15 protein-coding genes and 1 pseudogene are annotated in these 17,380 nt (G+C 67.5%); 9 read left to right on the plus strand and 7 right to left on the minus strand.

Features of this window, described 5'->3' with window-relative positions; all coding sequences use genetic code 11:
- Window positions 1-1,787, minus strand: a 1,787-nt coding sequence (gene tssM, locus ABY44_RS28020) for a type VI secretion system membrane subunit TssM (RefSeq protein ID WP_431642805.1), incomplete at its 3' end; no start/stop codon positions are given.
- Window positions 1,788-2,088: 301 nt separating this feature from the next.
- Complete coding sequence (locus ABY44_RS28025; protein ID WP_021161809.1) at window positions 2,089-2,934, minus strand: M15 family metallopeptidase; 846 nt, start codon at window positions 2,932-2,934, stop codon at window positions 2,089-2,091.
- 121 nt (window positions 2,935-3,055) lie between these two features.
- Between ABY44_RS28025 and ABY44_RS28030 the strand changes: the two genes are divergently transcribed.
- Both ABY44_RS28030 and ABY44_RS28035 read left to right on the plus strand, forming a co-directional pair.
- Complete coding sequence (locus ABY44_RS28030; RefSeq protein WP_431642808.1) at window positions 3,056-4,018, plus strand: phage tail protein; 963 nt, start codon at window positions 3,056-3,058, stop codon at window positions 4,016-4,018.
- Window positions 4,019-4,225: 207 nt separating this feature from the next.
- The gene (locus ABY44_RS28035) at window positions 4,226-5,251 is read left to right on the plus strand and encodes a transporter (RefSeq protein WP_059498654.1); all 1,026 of its coding nucleotides are present in this window, start codon (window positions 4,226-4,228) and stop codon (window positions 5,249-5,251) included.
- Window positions 5,252-5,267: 16 nt separating this feature from the next.
- Here the strand turns inward: ABY44_RS28035 and ABY44_RS28040 are convergent.
- Together ABY44_RS28040 and ABY44_RS28045 are read right to left on the minus strand one after the other, a co-directional pair.
- Window positions 5,268-5,417, minus strand: a pseudogene (locus ABY44_RS28040) (DUF1427 family protein); the annotation flags it as partial.
- 24 nt (window positions 5,418-5,441) lie between these two features.
- Entirely contained in the window at window positions 5,442-6,419 is a 978-nt protein-coding gene (locus tag ABY44_RS28045; RefSeq protein ID WP_060173916.1) for a quinone oxidoreductase family protein, read from the minus strand.
- Between the two features lie 161 nt (window positions 6,420-6,580).
- Here ABY44_RS28045 and ABY44_RS28050 point away from each other — a divergent pair, with 161 nt between their 5' ends.
- Window positions 6,581-7,501, plus strand: coding sequence for a LysR family transcriptional regulator (locus tag ABY44_RS28050; RefSeq protein WP_021161804.1), 921 nt, complete (start codon window positions 6,581-6,583; stop codon window positions 7,499-7,501).
- Window positions 7,502-7,655: 154 nt separating this feature from the next.
- On the opposite strand, the gene ABY44_RS28055 is transcribed toward ABY44_RS28050, so the two are convergent.
- The gene (locus tag ABY44_RS28055) at window positions 7,656-9,824 is read right to left on the minus strand and encodes a M1 family metallopeptidase (protein ID WP_021161803.1); all 2,169 of its coding nucleotides are present in this window, start codon (window positions 9,822-9,824) and stop codon (window positions 7,656-7,658) included.
- A gap of 639 nt (window positions 9,825-10,463) precedes the next feature.
- Between ABY44_RS28055 and ABY44_RS28060 the strand changes: the two genes are divergently transcribed.
- From ABY44_RS28060 to ABY44_RS28075, 4 genes are all read left to right on the plus strand, one after another.
- A complete protein-coding gene (locus ABY44_RS28060; protein ID WP_060173917.1) occupies window positions 10,464-10,958 on the plus strand; it encodes an LEA type 2 family protein in 495 nt (164 codons plus the stop codon).
- Window positions 10,959-11,130: 172 nt separating this feature from the next.
- Window positions 11,131-11,463, plus strand: coding sequence for a YegP family protein (locus ABY44_RS28065; RefSeq protein WP_027788501.1), 333 nt, complete (start codon window positions 11,131-11,133; stop codon window positions 11,461-11,463).
- Between the two features lie 154 nt (window positions 11,464-11,617).
- Window positions 11,618-12,751 (plus strand): methyltransferase, encoded by a 1,134-nt coding sequence (locus ABY44_RS28070; protein WP_060173918.1) that lies wholly within the window; start codon window positions 11,618-11,620, stop codon window positions 12,749-12,751.
- 89 nt (window positions 12,752-12,840) lie between these two features.
- Window positions 12,841-13,731: a class I SAM-dependent methyltransferase gene (locus tag ABY44_RS28075; RefSeq protein ID WP_021161799.1), complete on the plus strand. Its 891-nt coding sequence runs from the start codon at window positions 12,841-12,843 to the stop codon at window positions 13,729-13,731.
- Window positions 13,732-13,790: 59 nt separating this feature from the next.
- Here the strand turns inward: ABY44_RS28075 and ABY44_RS28080 are convergent, their stop codons facing one another.
- Window positions 13,791-14,363 carry a DUF1415 domain-containing protein gene (locus ABY44_RS28080; protein ID WP_060173919.1) on the minus strand — a complete coding sequence of 191 codons (573 nt, stop codon included), beginning with the start codon at window positions 14,361-14,363 and terminating at the stop codon, window positions 13,791-13,793.
- Between the two features lie 76 nt (window positions 14,364-14,439).
- A complete protein-coding gene (locus tag ABY44_RS28085; RefSeq protein WP_027788498.1) occupies window positions 14,440-15,060 on the minus strand; it encodes a TetR/AcrR family transcriptional regulator in 621 nt (206 codons plus the stop codon).
- Between the two features lie 220 nt (window positions 15,061-15,280).
- Here ABY44_RS28085 and ABY44_RS28090 point away from each other — a divergent pair, with 220 nt between their 5' ends.
- Entirely contained in the window at window positions 15,281-16,564 is a 1,284-nt protein-coding gene (locus ABY44_RS28090) for an MFS transporter (RefSeq protein WP_027788497.1), read from the plus strand.
- Window positions 16,565-16,729: 165 nt separating this feature from the next.
- Window positions 16,730-17,335, plus strand: coding sequence for a nitroreductase family protein (locus ABY44_RS28095; RefSeq protein WP_060173920.1), 606 nt, complete (start codon window positions 16,730-16,732; stop codon window positions 17,333-17,335).
- The last annotated feature ends 45 nt before the right edge of the window (window positions 17,336-17,380 follow it).

The raw sequence follows: 17,380 nt of genomic DNA on the forward strand, positions 1-17,380 counted from the left end.
GCGCCTGCCGCGTTCGTCGAGACCGGAATCGCGCCACCCTGCACGGCGCCCGATTCGGGCGGGCGCGTCATCGGCACGAGCTGCTCGGGGTGCGCGTTCACGTCCTTCATGAACGACGCGAGATTCTGCGACACGGGGGCCAGCAGGATCTGGCGCACGCCGTTGTAATACTCGGTCAGCAGGTGCTGCTCGAGACGGTCGCCCTGGTACAGGCCGAGCGACACCGAGACCGGCTTGTCGCGGCGGAACTGCTCGAGCTGCTCGATCCGGTCTTCGAGGATGTCCATCGCCTGCAGGCGCGACTGCAGGTCGTTGCGGCCCTGCTGCAGGCGCGTGACGTTGTCGAGGTCGGCCTGCACGTTCGCGACGAGCTGCTGGTTGCCTATCGTCGACCAGGTCCAGCCGCCCAGCGCGAGCGCGAGCGCCGCGACGAAACCGAAGAAGGTCGCGTAGCGCAACCGGGTCTTGGTCGGGCTCGCGAACTGCCGCACCGTCTGGCGGTCCGCGAAGATCACCTTCGAGAACAGGTCGCGCAGGAAGAAGCCGTTCTTCGAGAACGCGCTGTGCGGCTTCGGCAGCGCGCTGCCGTCGAGGCCGAAGCGCTGCGCGATGCGCTGCGCGGCCGCGCTGTTGGTTTCGCCTTCCTGCAATGCGCTGGTGAAGTAGAAGCCGCGGAAGATCGGCTTGTACTGGAACGGGTTGTTCTCGAACAGCGTCGCGAGGAACGCGCGCAGCGACGGCTTGATCGTCGAGAATTCGAGCGGGAAGCTCAGCTGGCCCGGCGACAGCTGGTTGCCGCGCGACAGCGACAGCTGCGCGACGCTGATTTCCTTCAGCCCTTCGTACAGTTCCTCGAAGTGCGTGTCGAACTGCGCGACCACGTCGCGCTTGTCGTCGGGTTCGTAGGGCAGGGTGGCGCCCCACACGCGGTCGTACTCGTGCTTGTCGCTGCTGCTGAAGAATTCGGTGAAGCCGGTGATCAGGTCGGCCTTCGTGAACATCACGTAGACCGGCGCGAACACCTCGAGCTTCTCCGTCAGCTCCTGAACGCGCTGGCGGAGGTTTTTCGCGAGGTTGATCGCGAATTCGGGTCGGTTGCCGGTGAGTTCGGCGATGCTCGCGGTGACGATGATGCCGTTGATCGGCGCCTTCGGGCGATAGCGCTTGAGCAGGCCGAGGAAGCCGAGCCATTCGCTGCGATCTTCCTCGTGCACCGAATAACGGCCGGCCGTGTCGAGCAGGATCCCTTCGGTCGTGAAGAACCAGTCGCAGTTACGCGTGCCGCCGATGCCGTGGATCACGGCGCTGTTCTTGTCCGCGAACGGGAACTGCAGGCCGGAATTGAGCACGGCGCTGCTCTTGCCCGCGGCCGGGTTGCCGATGACGATGTACCACGGCAGTTCGTACAGCGCGGAGCCGCCCGACACCTGGCCGATCTTCGACGTCTTGATCGTCTTCACTGCGTCCGACAGGCGCGTGCGCAGCACGTCGAGGTCGGCCGTCTTCGCGTCGGGGGCGAGGGCGGCGGCGGCGGGCGCGGCGATCTTGCCGGTTTCCGCCTGCTCCTCCAGCACCTGGCCGAGCTGCTGGTTCGCGCGCTTCACGCGCCAGCGGCGCCACAGCGCGACGACGAGCCACAGCGCGAGGATCGCCGCGAACGCGATCGCCGCCCACAGGAGCGGCAGCTGGAGCATGTCGGCGACGATGAAGAGGATGGCCGCTAGCGCGACGATCCCGACGATCGAGAGCGTACGCGGATGAGTCAGCACGTTGAGGATGCGTTGCATAGGACGTTCAGGTTCCGGTGCGATTCGGTGAGGCGACGCAGGCGCGTCGAGCGGCAAGGGTGGCGCCGCGATGTGTCGCCATGCTGTCAAACGGGATGAAGGGGGCTGGCATCAATGCGCCCGCGGCATCGGAGAAGGCGCGCGCATTAACGAAAGGACGCTGTGAGATTTAAAACGGAAGCGGCGGCCGGAAAAAATCGCGCACCGGAATGCATGATTTTTTGCGCCGCCCATATCGTTTCCTGCCGGGATATTAAAAAGCCCCATGCCGCCCTCATTATTTCCTGTCCGGCAGCCCTGGCTAGCTGCCGCGTCCCAGTTTAAAACCGGGTTTATGGTATTCCACGTGCCCGAGATCCATCATTTTCCAGCGGCCCCCCCAGGTCAGGCCAACCTGTTCGGCGACCTGGCCATACAACTGGTAGCCGCGCATCGCCCACGGATCTTTCTCGGAAATGACCAGCTTGCCGTCGCGCAGGAATGCGTTGTCGGCCGCCAGCCCGAATTGGTGATAACTCTGGAAGGCCGCCGCGTTGGTCACGTTGCCGCCCATTGCCGCCAGCCGGTTCTGCCGTTCCGGGCTCCGGTAACCTTCCAGCAACGCCATTTCATATCCATATTGTTCGTGCATGATCTTGTAGACCAGCAGCAAACGCGTACGGAAATCCGGATCCAGCAGGTTCCAGTCGCGGCTTGCATCCTTCAGCGCCGGACGTACCTGTTCGACTTCCTTGGTGGCGAAGACTTCCGGCGGCAGCGGCGGGGGCGGTACGAGCTGTTCGCCCTGCAGCAGGGCGGCGATCTTCTCGTCGGGCACGCGCGCCGTGTCGTCGTACTGGAACAATTGCCGGCCGCGTAACGCAATGGCGACCAGTGGCGGCGTCGCAAGAATACCTGCCGATACCATAATCATCAAGCGCCGCCGAACCAGTAAATTTTGCACATCGTTTAAAGCGCCTCGCGTAACGCTTGCCGATTTAACAATCTGACTTCGCGTACGCGCGGCGCGATCGTTCGCACGGCGTGTTAGACGGCCGTGAAACTGGGCGACGGATTCGAAAACGGTCGCGCGGATACCCGGTAAAAGCAACAGTGCCGCAACTGCTACGGCAAGGGCGAAATAGGCGACGAGTGCGACGGCAATCAACGAAATCCCCGGAAATTGGAATTGATTGTGTTTTGCAATGCTTGCTCTTAGAATCAGGCTGCTTCGAGAGGCCGGGCTATATTATCGCGGTGAATTAAACCAGGATTCAATGAGACGCTGAATGAGTGCGCCGGAAAATTCAAATTCGAAAACTCCGCCCAGCCTGCTGTCCGATACCAAACCGGCAGGCGACGGAGCTCAGCAGTCGCGCATTCTCGCGAATCTGGAAGGACGTGTCACGCCGCCGGCCGAACCGCCGCGCCGTTCGCTGAAGGCGCCGATCGCGGCCGTCGTTGCACTGGTGGTTGCCGTCGGTGGCTGGGGCGCATGGCGCATGCAGCATTCGGGCGAGCAGGCCGCCGCCGTCACGGCCGAGGCCGCACCCGCGGCCGCCGCACCGGCGAAGGCCGCAGCGGCCAGCGACGCTGCCGTGCAGGTCGCGCAAAATGCGGCATCCGCCGCGCAGCCGGCCACGATCGTCAACGACGACGCAGCTTCCCGAACCGTTGCTTCCGCATCGTCCGCGTCCGCCGCGGACAACAGCCGCCTGTCGCGCGCGCTTGCCAACGGCGCCGACGATGCATCGGGCACGGCCGGCGCGGCCGCCGCTGCTGCTGCTGCGACCAAGACCGCGAAGGCCGACGCAGCGAAGAACGCGAAGGTCGCGGCGCACGGCAAGACCGACACGAAGGCCGATGCAAAGGCCGACGCAAAGGCCGACGCAAAGGCCGAGGCCCGCAAGCATCGCAAGGAACAGCAGGCCGAGCTTGCGCAGGCGAAGAAGCGTCGCGACGCGACGCCGACCCGCAGTGCGAAGGCGGCCGGGAAGGACGATCCGGATGCGGATCTGCTCGCGGCGCTCGTCGCGCGCACGAAGCCCGCCGACAAGAAACTCGCCGCGCAGAAGGCGCAGGCCGTGCCGACCAAGACGGCCGCGACGGCCGGCTCGCTGGCCTCGCGTGTGAAGGAATGTTCGGAGCGCGGTTTCTTCGAGGATCAACTGTGCCGCTGGCGCGTCTGCGAAGGTCACTGGGGCAAGGATCCCGCGTGCCCGAGCGCCGCGCAGTCGGAGACGCGGCAGTAACGCGTCTCGCGTTTGCCGGCCTGCCGCACCTGCGCCGCCCGTTGGGCGGCGCGTTGCTTTTGGGGCGCGGAATCGGCCGGTATGATGCGGCGTGACGCTGTCACCGGCGTGTCACGCCCGTCGGGCATACGTTTCCTTTCCTTTTCCGGCGCGGGCATCGCGACCCGCGATGCGCGGCGCGCCGCGCGCCGCACGACCTTCGACACGATGGACCTGATCGTACAGACTTACGGCGCCGATACGTCCGGCATGGTGTGCGGATTCCGCTTCGATCCGGGCGGATCCGGCGCGACGCTCGATGCCGACACGGCCGCCGCGTGGCTGCGCACGTGCCGCGAGCACGACGGCGCGTCGGACGATTTCGTCTGGCTGCACTTCAATCTCGCGCACGGCGCGAGCGAGCGCTGGATGCGCACGCATCTCGATCTGCCCGACAGCTTCTTCGAATTCCTTCACGAAGGGTCGCGCTCGACGCGCATCGAGCAGGAAGACGGCGCACTGCGCGCGATCGTCAACGACGTGATGTTCAACCTCGAACTGACGCCGTCGGAGATCGCGACGCTGTTCGTCCACGTCGAGCGGCGCATCATGGTCACCGCGCGGCTCAAGCCGCTGCGTTCGGTCGACACGCTGCGCGCGTGCGTGCGCGACGGCGAGCAGTTCCGGTCGCCGGCGGAACTGCTCGTGCACCTGCTGCGCGACCAGGCCGACCTGCTGATCCAGATCATGCGGCGCACGAGTGTCGACGTCGATCGCATCGAGGACCGCTTCCTGTCGCAGCGGCTCACGTCGAGCCGCATCGAGCTCGGCGCGATGCGCCGCACGCTGACGCGCCTGCAGCGCATGCTCGCGCCCGAGCCCGGGTCGATCTTCCGGCTGCTCGCGAAACCGCCCGCCTGGCTGCACGTGGAAGACGTGCAGGAGCTGCGCGAGTCGACCGAAGAGTTTTCGCTGGTGCTCGCCGACCTGGCCGGGCTCAACGAGCGGATCAAGCTGCTTCAGGAAGAGATCGGTTCGCGTCTCGACGAGCAGAACAACCGGACGCTGTTCACGCTGACGCTCGTGACCGTGATCGCGCTGCCGATCAACATCGTCGCCGGCTTCTTCGGAATGAATGTCGGCGGCGTGCCGTTCTCGGAGAACAAGCACGGCTTCTGGCTGATGGTGCTGCTCGTGGCGGGCTTCACGGCACTCGCCGCGTGGTGGGCATTCCGCCGGCGCGACGACCGCTAGCGGCATCGACCCGTCAGCGCAACAGCGCGATCGCGCGTTCGCCGATCACCATTCCAAGCAGCCCGACGAGCGCGACAAGCGGCGGGGCCGGCGAGCGCACGTGCAGCAGCGCATACAACACGCCGACGCCGAGGCCCACCGCGAGCGAAGTCACGTAATCCGTCATGGCGGTCTCCCGTGTGATCCGGCGTCAGGGTTTGAGGATGACGCGCTCGCGCGCACCGGCCAGCACCGCGCGATACGCATCGTGCGCGCGCTCGAGCGGATAGACGTAGTCGTCGCCGATCGGGAACGGGCGCAGGGTGCCGTTGCCGAAGCCGGGCGCGAGCGTGTCGAGGATCTGCGCGACCGCGGCGCCGCCGAGCTGCAGCGAATCGATGCCCACGAACGTGTGCTGGCCGCGATAGAACGCGAAGATGTCGAACGGCACGCTGCGCTCGATCGTCGAGATGAAGATCTGCCGTGCACCGATCGCCATCGACGCGTTCGCCGCTTCGAAGTACGGGCTGCCGACCGTGTTGTAGACGATGTTCGCGCCGCGGCCGCCGGTCGCCGCGCGCACCGCGTCGGCCACCGGCTCTTTCGACGCGTCGATCATGTGCACGTCGCCCGATGCATGGCCGCGATAGCCGCCCGCGCTGCGCTCGACGCCGATCACGGTTGCGCCGTGCGCGGTCGCGAGCTGGATCGCTGCCTGGCCGACCTTGCCGTTCGCGCCGAACACGAGCACGACGTCGCCGGCCGTCGGCATGCCGGCGCGGCGCAAGCCTTCGTAGGCGGTGACGAACGGCACGCCGACGCCGGCCGCTTCGTCGAGCGTCAGCACGGCGGGCTTGCGGCGCACCAGTGCCGCGTCGAGCACGAGCCATTGCGCATGAGAGCCGTCGCGCCCGACGCCGAGATCGCCGCCCGAGCCCCACACCGGCGCGCCGATCCAGCCTTCCGGGCCGCTGCGCACGATGCCGGCCCAGTCGCGCCCGGGCGTGCGCGGCCACACCGCGTGCGGCATGCGGCCGAGCGCGGCCTTCACGTCGCTCGGGTTCACGCCGGCCGCGTGCACCTCGATCAGCATCTGGCCGTCGGCCGGTACGGGCGTGTCGATTTCCCTGACCCGCGCGTCGAGCGACTCGATGTCGGCGGCGGGGGCGTCGAAGCGGATGCTGCGCATGGTGATCTCCGTGGCGGTTGGCTGCCGCGCGGCCCGGTGGGGCGGGGCGTGCAGCGAGTGAAATGGATGATCGCAGTCTAGTCGGCCCGGTTTGACGCGGAAACCCGCAAAGGCGGATGATTGTTTTGCGATGAACGCATAGCCAAATCCGAAGGCACCGAATGGACGATTTCCTTTCCCCGCACCTGGCGCTGTTCGTCGACGTGGTCGACCAGCAGAGCTTCTCGGCGGCCGCCCGCCGGCTGGGTGTCGCCGCGTCGTCGGTCACGCGGCGCATCGACCGCCTCGAGACACAGCTCGGCATCCGCCTCCTGCATCGCACCACGCATGCGCTGCGGCCCACCGAGGCCGGGCAGTTGCTGTACGGGCGCGCGACGCGGATGCTGGCCGAGCTGCGCGGCCTGCAGGAAGACCTGCACAGCCAGCACGACGAGCCGAGCGGGCTGCTGCGCGTCGACTGTCCGGCGCCGTTCGGCCGGCGGCATCTGGTGGCCGCGCTGGCCGCGTTCATGCAGCGTCATCCGGCGCTGCAGGTCGACCTCGTGCTGACCGACAGCATGGTCGATCTGCAGGGCGCGCGGCTCGGCTCCGACGTCGATCTCGCGGTGCGCATCGGCCCGCTCGAGGACACGCGCCTCGTCGCAACCGTGCTGGCGCCTCAGCGGCGCGTGCTGTGCGCGAGCGCGGCGTATCTGGCGCGGCGCGGCGAGCCGGATACGCCCGACGCGCTCGCCGGGCACGACTGCCTCGCCTGGCACGGGGTGCCGCCGCCGGGCGCGTGGCGCTTCGGCGAGCGCCGCCACGCGCCGGCGCAGCCGCGGTTTCGCAGCAATCATTCGGAAGCGTTGCTCGAAGCCGCGATCGACGGGCTCGGTCTCGCGCACCTGCCGACCTGGCTCGCGGGGGACGCGCTGCGCGATGGCCGTTTGCGCGCGGTGCTGCCGCAGTTCGCGGCGGCGCCCGAGCCGGCGACGATCCACGTGTTGCGCCAGCCGGCGCGCGGCACCGCACGCGCGTCGCGGCTCGTCGCGTTCCTCGCGACGTGGTTCGCGCAGCCGGCGTGGGATGCCGCGTGGGCGTGACGACGACGGCGGGCGACGGCCGGCGACGTGTCGTCGGGCCCGACGCACGCCGGGCATGAAAAAGGGCCTCGCACGCGAGGCCCGTCAAAGGTCGGAGAAGCCGGTACGCCGGCCGGCCGCCGCAGGCTGCGCGGCACCGGCCGGGCGCGCACCGTTACTGCGTGACTACCTTGCGCGGCTTGAAGATGCCCTGGTATTGCAGTGCCGGGCGTTCCTTCGTCACCGGTTCGATGCCGCCGAAGGTCGGCGTCTGGCGCAGTTTCATCGCAGCAGGCGATGCGACCGAGCCGATCGACGTCGAGCGCGATGCCGGCGCGAGGTTGTTCGCGACGAGCAGCGCGGCTTCGCTCTTCAGGTTCGCGAGCAGCACCGGATCGGTCGAGCCGTTGACCTGCGTGAGCAGCCCGCTCCAGGCCGCGTCGCTGTAGTTCACGACGTAGTAGTCGAGCCCGCTCGGGTCGGCCACCACGCCCGTGCAGCCGTCGATCCGCGTTTGCGTCTGCGTATCCTTCAGCGCGAGCGTCGTGCGTTTCGCGAGACCCTGGCCGTACGCGAGCGTGATCGGCACCGTCCATTGCAGGCCCGGATACGCGTTCTTGTTCGGGAACGGCTGCTGTTTCAGCGTGACGACCGTCTGGTTCTTCGTCAGGTCGCATTGCGTGTCGAGCGAGATCAGCGGCACGCCGGTCTGGCGGACGTAGCTGTCGCCGATCGCGCCGATCGCCTGGCCGCTTTCCTTCGACAGCGCATCCCACAGGCGCTTCGGTGTGCCGTTGCCGAACGAGTAGTCGACGAGGTACTGCTGCAAACCCTTGCGCAGCGTCTGTTCGCCGAGATAGTTCTCGAGCGTCTTCAGCACGTGGCCGCCCTTGTCGTACGTGAACGCGCTGGCGCTCAGCACGAAGTCGTTCGAGGCCCAGCCGTTGAAGTTCGGCGCGACCGGGAAGGCGTTCGGGCCGATGTCACGATTGATCACGCGGTACTTGTTCTTCACCTGGTCGAGCCAGCTGAACTCGTCGGGGAAGAACTGGATCGTCGTCTTCGTCTCGAAGAACGTCGCGAACGATTCGTTGAGCCACACGTTGTCCCACCAGTCGGTCGTGACGAGATCGCCGAACCACTGGTGCGCGACTTCGTGCGTCAGCACCTCGTTGCCGTAGTGCGACATCGGCTGGCCCGGCTGCGGCAGGATGTCGTCGGCGAACTCGAGGATCGACCCCCAGTTCTCCATCCCGCCGAAGTTCAGGTCCTTCTGCTCCTTGAACGCATCGTTCGCGGCCACCGTGTCGAACTTCGTGAGCGGCAGCGCAATGCCCGTGTAGCGGTAGTAGAAGTCGAGCGCCTGCTTGGTGCGGTCCATCGCCGGCTTCGCCCAGTCGCTCATGCCCGGCGGCGTGAACACGCGCAGGTGCAGGCCGCCCTTGCCGCCCGGCAGCGGGCTCGTGAAGTCGTCTTCATAGGTGTCGAACTGGCCGCCGCCGAAGAACAGCAGGTACGACGGCATCGGCGGGGTCTTCTCGAACTGCACGAGCTTGTAGCCGCCGCCGACGTTGGTCGACGGCTTCTCGGCCGCGTTCGACACGACGCGCCAGTTCGACGGCACTTCGGCCGTCACTTCGTAGGTCGGGCGGAACGCCGGCTCGTCCCAGCCGGGGAACCACTGACGCGACAGGTTGGTTTCGCCCTGCGTGAGGATCGCGCCGCTCGTCTTGCCGTCGGTGCCCTTCAGGTCGACGCGGAACACGCCTTCCGCGGCCGAGCAGCCCGGATACGGATCGTCGCCGCAGCTGCCGCCCGTCTTCGTGCCCGGATCGTCATACGACTTGAAGTTGATGATGCCCGACCATTCCATGTGCAGCGAATAGTTGCCCGGCGAGATCGTGCCGCTCACGGGGCGCAGCTGGTAGAAGTCGCCCTTGTCCTGCGGCGTCGCGATCAGCTGGATGTTGCCCGGCTGCAGCGTGATGCGGCCGTTCGTGAACTTGATCCGGTGGCCGGCGATCACGATGTTGTTGACCGGCTTCAGCACCTTGATCTCGACGTCGGCGCGGCCGTCGAACGCGTTCAGCGCGTCGTTCGGGCGGAACCACAGCCGGTAGTTCACGGGCACCACGGTGTCCGGCAACTCGACAGGCGACACGCTCTTGTCGACGTTGGATGCGCTCGGCGGCGCGTTGACGGTGGGCGACGAGCCCGAGTGCGGCGCGCCGGCGGAGCTGAGCGCGGAAGCGGAGCCTGCACCGCCGTCGTCACCGCCGCACCCGGCGAGTGCGAGCGCGGCGACGAGCGGCAGATAACGCATCTTGCGAATATCGATCGACATGACTGAAACCTCGATTGTTGAAAGAATCGTTCAGTGCTGCGAAAACGCCGGCAAAAACAATCCCCTCGCCGTTAATCAACAGCGATGAAAATGCCAATGACGGATTATTCGAAAAGACGGCGGCCGACTACGTGAAGGTAATCATGGTTTACTGCCCCCTCTGGATTTCCGGATGTCGGTTAACTTGCCGGTTCAAAATGGCCGGGCGCGTGTTGTACTGAGTTGATTTCGCGCGCACGACACGGAGCCGCGCGCCCTGCGCGGGCGCGCGATTCCATTGAACCAACGACCTACGGGGCTGGCCGGGCCGGGCCGCAGGATGGCAGGAAGGCGTGTCGCCGTTCCGTAAAATCGCCGTCATGCGGCTTCAAGCTTTGTCGGCTTGCTCGAAGGATGCGTAAATATACTTGATGGTTTTAGGTAAAGGAAACGAAAAATTTAGAAATTGCATCTATTGAATTCACCGCGCTTCATTGAATGCCGGAAAGCATTAATGCGCTTTCCGTTTAGCTGGTATTTTCGTAGTTTTAATCTATTAACGATCCGGCGTGGCCGCGAAAACTACGAAACCCGGTGTGCGGGGCGTGCTCGGTACAATGCAGCGACGATCCGCTCACCGATTGCCGCGAGGAGGCCCCCATGCCACGAACCCTGTTCCGAATCGCGCCGCTGCGCGCCGTGCTGCTGCTGTTCGCCGCCGTGCTCCTGCTCGGCGGCTGCGCGGGGCTCACGCGCGATTCCGTGCGCGTGTCGGTCGCCGGGCTCGAGCCGCTCGTCGGGCAGGGCCTCGAGATGCGTTTCAACCTGAAGCTGCGCGTGCAGAACCCGAACGACACGCCGATCGAATACGACGGCATCTCGGTGGCGCTCGACCTGAACGGCACGCCGTTCGCGAGCGGCGTGAGCGACCGCTCGGGCGTCGTGCCGCGCTTCGGCGAGGCTGTGCTCGACGTGCCGGTTTCCGTGTCGGCGTTCGCCGCCGCGCGGCAGGCGTGGAACCTGCCCGGCGCGGCTGCCAGCGGCGAGTTGCCGTATGCGCTGCGCGGCCGGCTCGCGGGCGGCGTGCTCGGCACCGTGCGCTTCAGCGATGCGGGCACGTTGCGCATGCCGGCGATGCCGGGGTGGGGCGGGTAGACGATGCCGGCGCGATGCCGGATGCCGGATGCCGGGCCGGACGAAGCGTCGCGATCGCGGCGCCGTCTGACGATTCCTGACGATCGAGCTTCACGTGCCTTACGTCTTGCGCGTCAATCGCGTTTAGACTGCCTCAGTCCGGAGGGCCGGGCGACTTTTTCGAGAGGGCACCATGGCAGCGAAATTCGTCATCAAGAAAGCGAGCGACGGGCAGTTCCTGTTCCACCTGAAGGCCGCCAACGGCGAGATCATTCTGCGTAGCGAGCTGTACAAGACCAAGGCGTCGGCGGAAAACGGCGTCGCGTCGGTGCGCAAGAACGCGCCGGACGACGCGCGCTACGAGCGCAAGACCGCGAGCAACGGCCAGTTCATGTTCAACCTGAAGGCCGGCAATCACGAGATCATCGGCACGAGCGAACTGTACAAGGCCGAAGCGAGCCGCGAGAACGGCATCGCGTCGGTGAAGCAGAACGCGCCGGACGCCGCGCTCGACGACCAGAGCTGACCGGCCCGTCAGCGCCAGCACGCCGCGAGCATCGCGCGGGTGGCGGTCGGGGCGGTCGCCCGCGCTTTGCCGCGCGGGCAAAGCGCGGTATGGTGTGGTCCGCGCGGCGCGTCTGTAGCGCCGCCTGTCTGAAGCCAACCGTAGCCGAGCTCGCGTGACCGATTTCCCCGTTTTCCACTGGACCGACGCCGACGGCGCCGAACATGCCGTGCGCTGGCGCTCCGAAGCCGGCGTGCAGCCGCCGAAGCGCGCGGTGCCCGCCGACGACCGTCTCACCGCCGACGCGGCCTACCGTCTGGCCTGCGAGGGCACCGCGCTCGTCTGGCAGGGCGACTTCCAGAATGCGCGCCAGCTCGTGCAGGCGATGGCGCGCCGTGTCGAACGCAAGCCGAAGAAGGCGAAGGCCGCGGTGGGCGTCGACGCATTCAACCTGCATCGTCTCGCGCAGTCGCAGCGCGCCCGCACGCTCGGGATGCTGCTGATCCCGCTCGATGCCGACTACACGATCCCGCTGCGCCGCGCGCCCGACGTGCGCGCCGCGTGCGAGGAAGCGTACGGCCCGGGCGGCGCACCGTCGGTCGTGTCGCTGCGCGAGCTGCTCGGCCTCGTCGGCGCGCATGAATGGCGCAAGAAGGGTGTGCCGATCCCGGCGCTGGGCGGCGCGCCGATCCATCCGCACTACGGCGTGTTCTCGCCGGTGCGCGGCGAATACGTCGAACTCGTCGCGCGCGCGCCGCTGCCCGCGACGTCGCTCGCGTTCGACATCGGCACGGGCACCGGCGTGCTCGCGGCCGTGCTGGCGTCGCGCGGCGTCGAGCGCATCGTCGCGACCGATCAGGATCCGCGGGCGCTCGCCTGTGCGCGCGAGAACGTCGAGCGGCTGGGCCACGCGGGCCGCGTCGAGGTCGTCGAGGCGGATCTGTTTCCGGCCGGCCGCGCGCCACTCGTCGTCTGCAACCCGCCGTGGGTGCCGGCCCGTCCGAGCGCACCGATCGAATACGCGGTCTACGATCCCGACAGCCGCATGCTGCGCGGTTTCCTCGCGGGGCTCGCCGACCATCTCGAGCCAGGCGGCGCAGGCTGGCTGATCCTGTCCGATTTCGCCGAGCATCTCGGCCTGCGGCCGCGCGACACCCTGCTGCAGTGGATCGACGAAGCCGGCCTCGTCGTGCTCGGCCGCGAAGACATCCGCCCGGCACACCCGAAGTCAGCCGACGCCGACGATCCGCTGCACGCGGCACGCCGCGCCGAGGTCACGTCGCTCTGGCGGCTCGGCGCACGAGCCTGACCGCGCATTTTCGGTAAACTATCGCCATTCCTCACGAATTCCCGCCGCCGGGCCGTGGTCTGCCGACCGTGGCCCGGCGCCGCTTCACGATGTCGAACAAGACCCACGAAATCCGCCCGGAGCAGTCCGTCGAGCTGCTGAAGGAACTGCACATCCTCACCCGCGACGGGAAGCTGAACCAGGACAGCCGCCGCAAGCTGAAACAGGTCTATCACCTGTTCCAGTTCATCGAGCCGCTGCTTGCCGGCGTGCAGGCCGACCGTGGCAGCGTGACGCTCGTCGATCACGGCGCCGGCAAGTCGTATCTCGGCTTCATCCTGTACGACCTGTTCTTCAAGCAGCAGCCGGGGCACGGCACGGCGGCATTTGCGTCGCACGTGTACGGGATCGAGACCCGCGAGGAGCTGGTCACGCGTTCGGCCGAGCTCGCCGCGCGGCTCGGGTTCGGCGGCATGTCGTTCCTGAACCTGTCGGTCGCCGATTCGATCACGTCGCCGAAGCTGCCCGAAACGGTCGACGTCGTCACCGCGCTGCATGCGTGCGACACGGCGACCGACGACGCGATCCGCTTCGCGCTCGCGAAGCGCGCGCAGCACATCGTGCTCGTACCGTGCTGCCAGGCGGAAGTCGCGGGCGTGCTGCGCAAGAACAAGGGCAAATCGCTCGCGAACGCGCTGACGGAAGTGTGGCGGCATCCGCTGCATACGCGCGAATTCGGCAGCCAGATCACCAACGTGCTGCGCTGCCTGCAGCTCGAAGCGCACGGCTACCAGGTCAGCGTGACCGAGCTGGTCGGCTGGGAGCATTCGATGAAGAACGAGCTGATCATCGCGCAGTACAAGAACCTGCCGCGTCGGCGGCCCGGCGAGCGGCTGAACGAGATCCTGGGGATGTTCGGGCTTGCCGAGCTGAACGCACGTTTCTTCGTGCCGGAAGCCGCGGCGGCGGGCGGCGAGGTCGCGGAGCCGGCCGAAGGCTGACGCGCGGGCGGCCGGCGCGCCACGCGGCGCACGTTGCACGCCGCACGTTGCACGCCGCGTCAGACGTCGTCGCCCGGCCGGCGCATCCATTCGCGCCAGCCGTCGTGGCCGAGGCGGCGCAGTGTTTCCTGATTCCTTTCGTAGATCGCGGACGCGTCCGGGAACGCGTCGACCGCGCGCGCGATGCTGTCCTCGCGCAGCAGGTGCAGGATCGGATACGGCGCGCGGTTCGTGTAGTTCTCGATGTCGTCGGGCTCGCTGCCTTCGAACCGGTAGTGCGGATGGAAGCTCGCGATCTGCAGCACGCCGTCGAGCCGCAGTTGCCGCACCAGGCGGTCGGCAAAGAACAGCGCATCGTTGTAGTCGACGAAATCGGCGAACGCATGCGGGAAGATCAAGAGCGTCGTGTCGACCTGCTGCGGGTCGGCCGCGTCGAGCGCGCGCAGTTCCGTTTCGAGTTCGGCGAGCGCGTCTTCGAGCGTCGTGGCTTCGCTGATCGCGTAGCGCACCTGTTCCTTCACATAGACGCTTTTCGCGAACGGGCACAGATTGAGCCCGATCACCGCGCGCGCGAGCCAGTGCCGCGTGGCGGCGAGGATGTCGTCGTGCGATTCGGGGCGGATGTCGGTCATCGTGAAACCAGTCGGGCGGAAGGGCGGCGAGGGCCGCATTGTAGCGGGCGCGCAGGGTGCGGACGCGCGCGGCCCGTCACGCGCACGCGGCTTCGATCAATTGCGTGACGAGCGCGGGCGCGGTGCCGATCGGCGTTTCGCCGTGCCGATAGGTCTGGCTCGCCGCGTAGATACCCTCGACCACCAGCGCGAGCGCATCGGCGAGCGCTTGCGGTTGCCGCGCGCCGGCGCCTTCGCAAAGCGCGACGAGCCGCTTCATCAACTGTTCCTTGTTCTGCGCGACGCGCTCGCGCGCCGGGTGCGATGCATCCGGAAACTCCGCCGCGACGTTGACGAACGGGCAGCCGCGATAGTCCTTCTGCGTCGCGCGCTCGGCCAGGTCGACGAAATACTGGATCAGTTGCGCCTTCGGCTGGCCCGGATGCTTCGCGGTGCTTGTGTCGAGACGCTCGAAGAAACACGCATCCATCCGCTCCAGATACGCGAGGATCAGGTCGTCCTTCGACGAGAACTGCCGATACAGGCTCATCTTGTTGACGCCCGCGCGTTCCACGACCGCCTCGACGCCCACCGTCCGAACGCCTTCCCTGTAAAACAGCTCCTCGGCGGCGCGCAGCAGGTGCTCCTGCGCGGTGGCGCCGTCGATCGGCCGGCGCGTACGACGCGCCGGCGGTTTGGCGATCTCGATGCCCGACATGATGACCCTCGACTGCATATTGGATTGCTTGACATGTTACCGATTGGTCACTACGATCGCAACACACTTGTGACCGGTCGGTAACAATGCCGACCGGATCGACAGACAAATGCCAAGCGTCGGCCCGGGTCAGCCGATGCAGCGTGCGGCGGAGGTGGCCTGGCTGGGTGGGGCGGAGCGGGCGCGGAGGCGCCGGCGCCGCCAACTGGAGAACGCGAAGATGAACTGGGCGGTGACACGAATCGGCGGGCGCTTCCACTACGGATGGCTCGCGGCGGCGGTGGTATTCCTGATCCTGCTGGCGGCCGCCGGCACGCGCGCGACGCCGAGCGTGCTGATGGTGCCGCTCGAGCGCGAGCTCGGCTGGAGCCGCGCGGCGATTTCGCTGGCGATCTCGGTGAACATCGCGCTGTATGGCCTGACCGGCCCGTTCGCGGCCGCCGCGATGCAGCGCTTCGGGCTGCGCCCGACCATCCTCACCGCGCTCGTGACGATGAGCGCGGGCGTCGCGCTGTCGTCGATGATGACGCAGAGCTGGCAGATGGTGGTGATCTGGGGCCTGATGGTCGGCTGCTCGACGGGTGTCGTCGCGTTGACGCTGTCCGCGACCTTCGTCACGCGCTGGTTCCATGCGCGGCGCGGCCTCGTGATGGGGATCCTGACCGCGAGCACGGCCACCGGCCAGCTCGTGTTCCTGCCGATGCTCGCGGCGATCGCGCAGCGCCACGGCTGGCGGCCGGTCGTGCTGGTCGTCGCGGTGGCGGCCGCGATCGTGATTCCGCTCGTTGCGTTCCTGTTGCCCGAGCGGCCGGCCGACGTGCAGCTGCGCCCTTACGGCGAGCCGGCCGATGCGCCGCCCGCGCCCGATGCGACCAAGGAGAACCCGCTCGCGGTCGCGTTCCGTACGCTGCTGACGGCGAGCCGCTCGCGCGATTTCTGGCTGCTGTTCTTCAGCTTCTTCATTTGCGGCGCGAGCACCAACGGTTACGTCGGCACGCACCTGATCGCGATGTGCAGCGACTACGGGATGACGGAAGTGCAGGGCGCATCGCTGCTCGCGGCGATGGGCGTGTTCGACCTGTTCGGCACGACGCTGTCGGGCTGGCTGTCCGACCGCTACGACAATCGCGTGCTGCTGTTCTGGTACTACGGGCTGCGCGGGCTGTCGCTGATCTACCTGCCGCATGCGTTCGGGATCGATTTCTTCGGGCTGCCGCTGTTCGCGATGTTCTACGGGCTCGACTGGATCGCGACCGTGCCGCCGACCGTGCGGCTCGCGACCGACGTGTTCGGCAAGGCCGCGGCGCCGGTCGTGTTCGGCTGGATCGTCGCCGGCCACCAGCTCGGCGCGGCGTTCGCGGCGCTCGGCGCAGGGCTGCTGCGCGCGAGCCTCGGCACCTACACGATCGCATCGATGATTTCGGGCGGGCTGTGCATCTTCGGCGCGCTGATCGTGCTGCGCATCAACCGCGGCCCGTCGCGCGCGGCTGCGCAGGCGGCCTGATCGCGGCAAGCCGGCAGTCCGGCCGGCCCGCGCGGCAGGCGGCCGGCCAATGCACGGACGGAGATTTGCATAGCTCGGCAGGATCGGGCGCGGATCGGCTCAAGCGGGTATGCTTGCGGTTCGCCAGGCGTTCGCGCCCCTTCATCGATGTCAGCGAGGATCCGCATGTCCGTCAAACCTGCTCCCACCACTGTTTCGATTCACGATCTGATCGCGGGCCGCTGGAGCCCGCGCGCGTATTCGGATGAACCCGTCAGCGCCGGCGATCTGCACGCGGTGCTCGAAGCTGCCCGCTGGGCACCGTCTGCGTACAACGCGCAGCCGTGGCGCTTCATCGTATTCGACCGCACGCAGGACGAAGACGCATTCAAGCGCGCGTTCGCGACGCTGGTGCCGTTCAACCAGGGCTGGAATGCGCCGGCGCCCGTGCTGATCGCCGTGACCGCGCATACGCTCACGCCGAAGGGGGAACCGGCACCGACCGCGCTGTACGACGCGGGCGCCGCCTCGATGTCGCTGGTGCTGCAGGCGCACGCGCTGGGCCTGGCCGCCCACCAGATGAGCGGCTTCGACGCGAAGGCGTTCCGCGACGCGTTTGCGATCCCGGCCGACGTCGCGATTCCGGCGATCATCTCGCTCGGCCACTACGGCAACGTCGACAAGCTCGATCCCGTGCTGCGCGATCGCGAGAAGGCGCCGCGCACGCGTCATGCGATCGGCGAGGTTGTCTATGCGGGCGCGTGGAAGAAGGGCTTCGACGCGGCGGCCTGACCTGCCTGGAGGGGGCTGCGTCGCGCATCCCGTCCGCCTGTCTTC

The sequence above is a fragment of the Burkholderia sp. ZZQ-2 genome (genome assembly GCF_050768715.1).
Lineage (GTDB): Bacteria > Pseudomonadota > Gammaproteobacteria > Burkholderiales > Burkholderiaceae > Burkholderia > Burkholderia cepacia.

What these genes read in the sequence shown, in the direction of transcription:
- ABY44_RS28030 (WP_431642808.1), top strand. Translation starts at nt 3,056, where the DNA reads ATGAGTGCGCCGGAAAATTCAAATTCGAAAACTCCGCCCAGCCTGCTG.
- ABY44_RS28035 (WP_059498654.1), top strand. Translation starts at nt 4,226, where the DNA reads ATGGACCTGATCGTACAGACTTACGGCGCCGATACGTCCGGCATGGTG.
- ABY44_RS28045 (WP_060173916.1), bottom strand. Translation starts at nt 6,419, where the DNA reads ATGCGCAGCATCCGCTTCGACGCCCCCGCCGCCGACATCGAGTCGCTC.
- ABY44_RS28050 (WP_021161804.1), top strand. Translation starts at nt 6,581, where the DNA reads ATGGACGATTTCCTTTCCCCGCACCTGGCGCTGTTCGTCGACGTGGTC.
- ABY44_RS28055 (WP_021161803.1), bottom strand. Translation starts at nt 9,824, where the DNA reads ATGTCGATCGATATTCGCAAGATGCGTTATCTGCCGCTCGTCGCCGCG.
- ABY44_RS28060 (WP_060173917.1), top strand. Translation starts at nt 10,464, where the DNA reads ATGCCACGAACCCTGTTCCGAATCGCGCCGCTGCGCGCCGTGCTGCTG.
- ABY44_RS28065 (WP_027788501.1), top strand. Translation starts at nt 11,131, where the DNA reads ATGGCAGCGAAATTCGTCATCAAGAAAGCGAGCGACGGGCAGTTCCTG.
- ABY44_RS28075 (WP_021161799.1), top strand. Translation starts at nt 12,841, where the DNA reads ATGTCGAACAAGACCCACGAAATCCGCCCGGAGCAGTCCGTCGAGCTG.
- ABY44_RS28080 (WP_060173919.1), bottom strand. Translation starts at nt 14,363, where the DNA reads ATGACCGACATCCGCCCCGAATCGCACGACGACATCCTCGCCGCCACG.
- ABY44_RS28085 (WP_027788498.1), bottom strand. Translation starts at nt 15,060, where the DNA reads ATGTCGGGCATCGAGATCGCCAAACCGCCGGCGCGTCGTACGCGCCGG.
- ABY44_RS28090 (WP_027788497.1), top strand. Translation starts at nt 15,281, where the DNA reads ATGAACTGGGCGGTGACACGAATCGGCGGGCGCTTCCACTACGGATGG.
- ABY44_RS28095 (WP_060173920.1), top strand. Translation starts at nt 16,730, where the DNA reads ATGTCCGTCAAACCTGCTCCCACCACTGTTTCGATTCACGATCTGATC.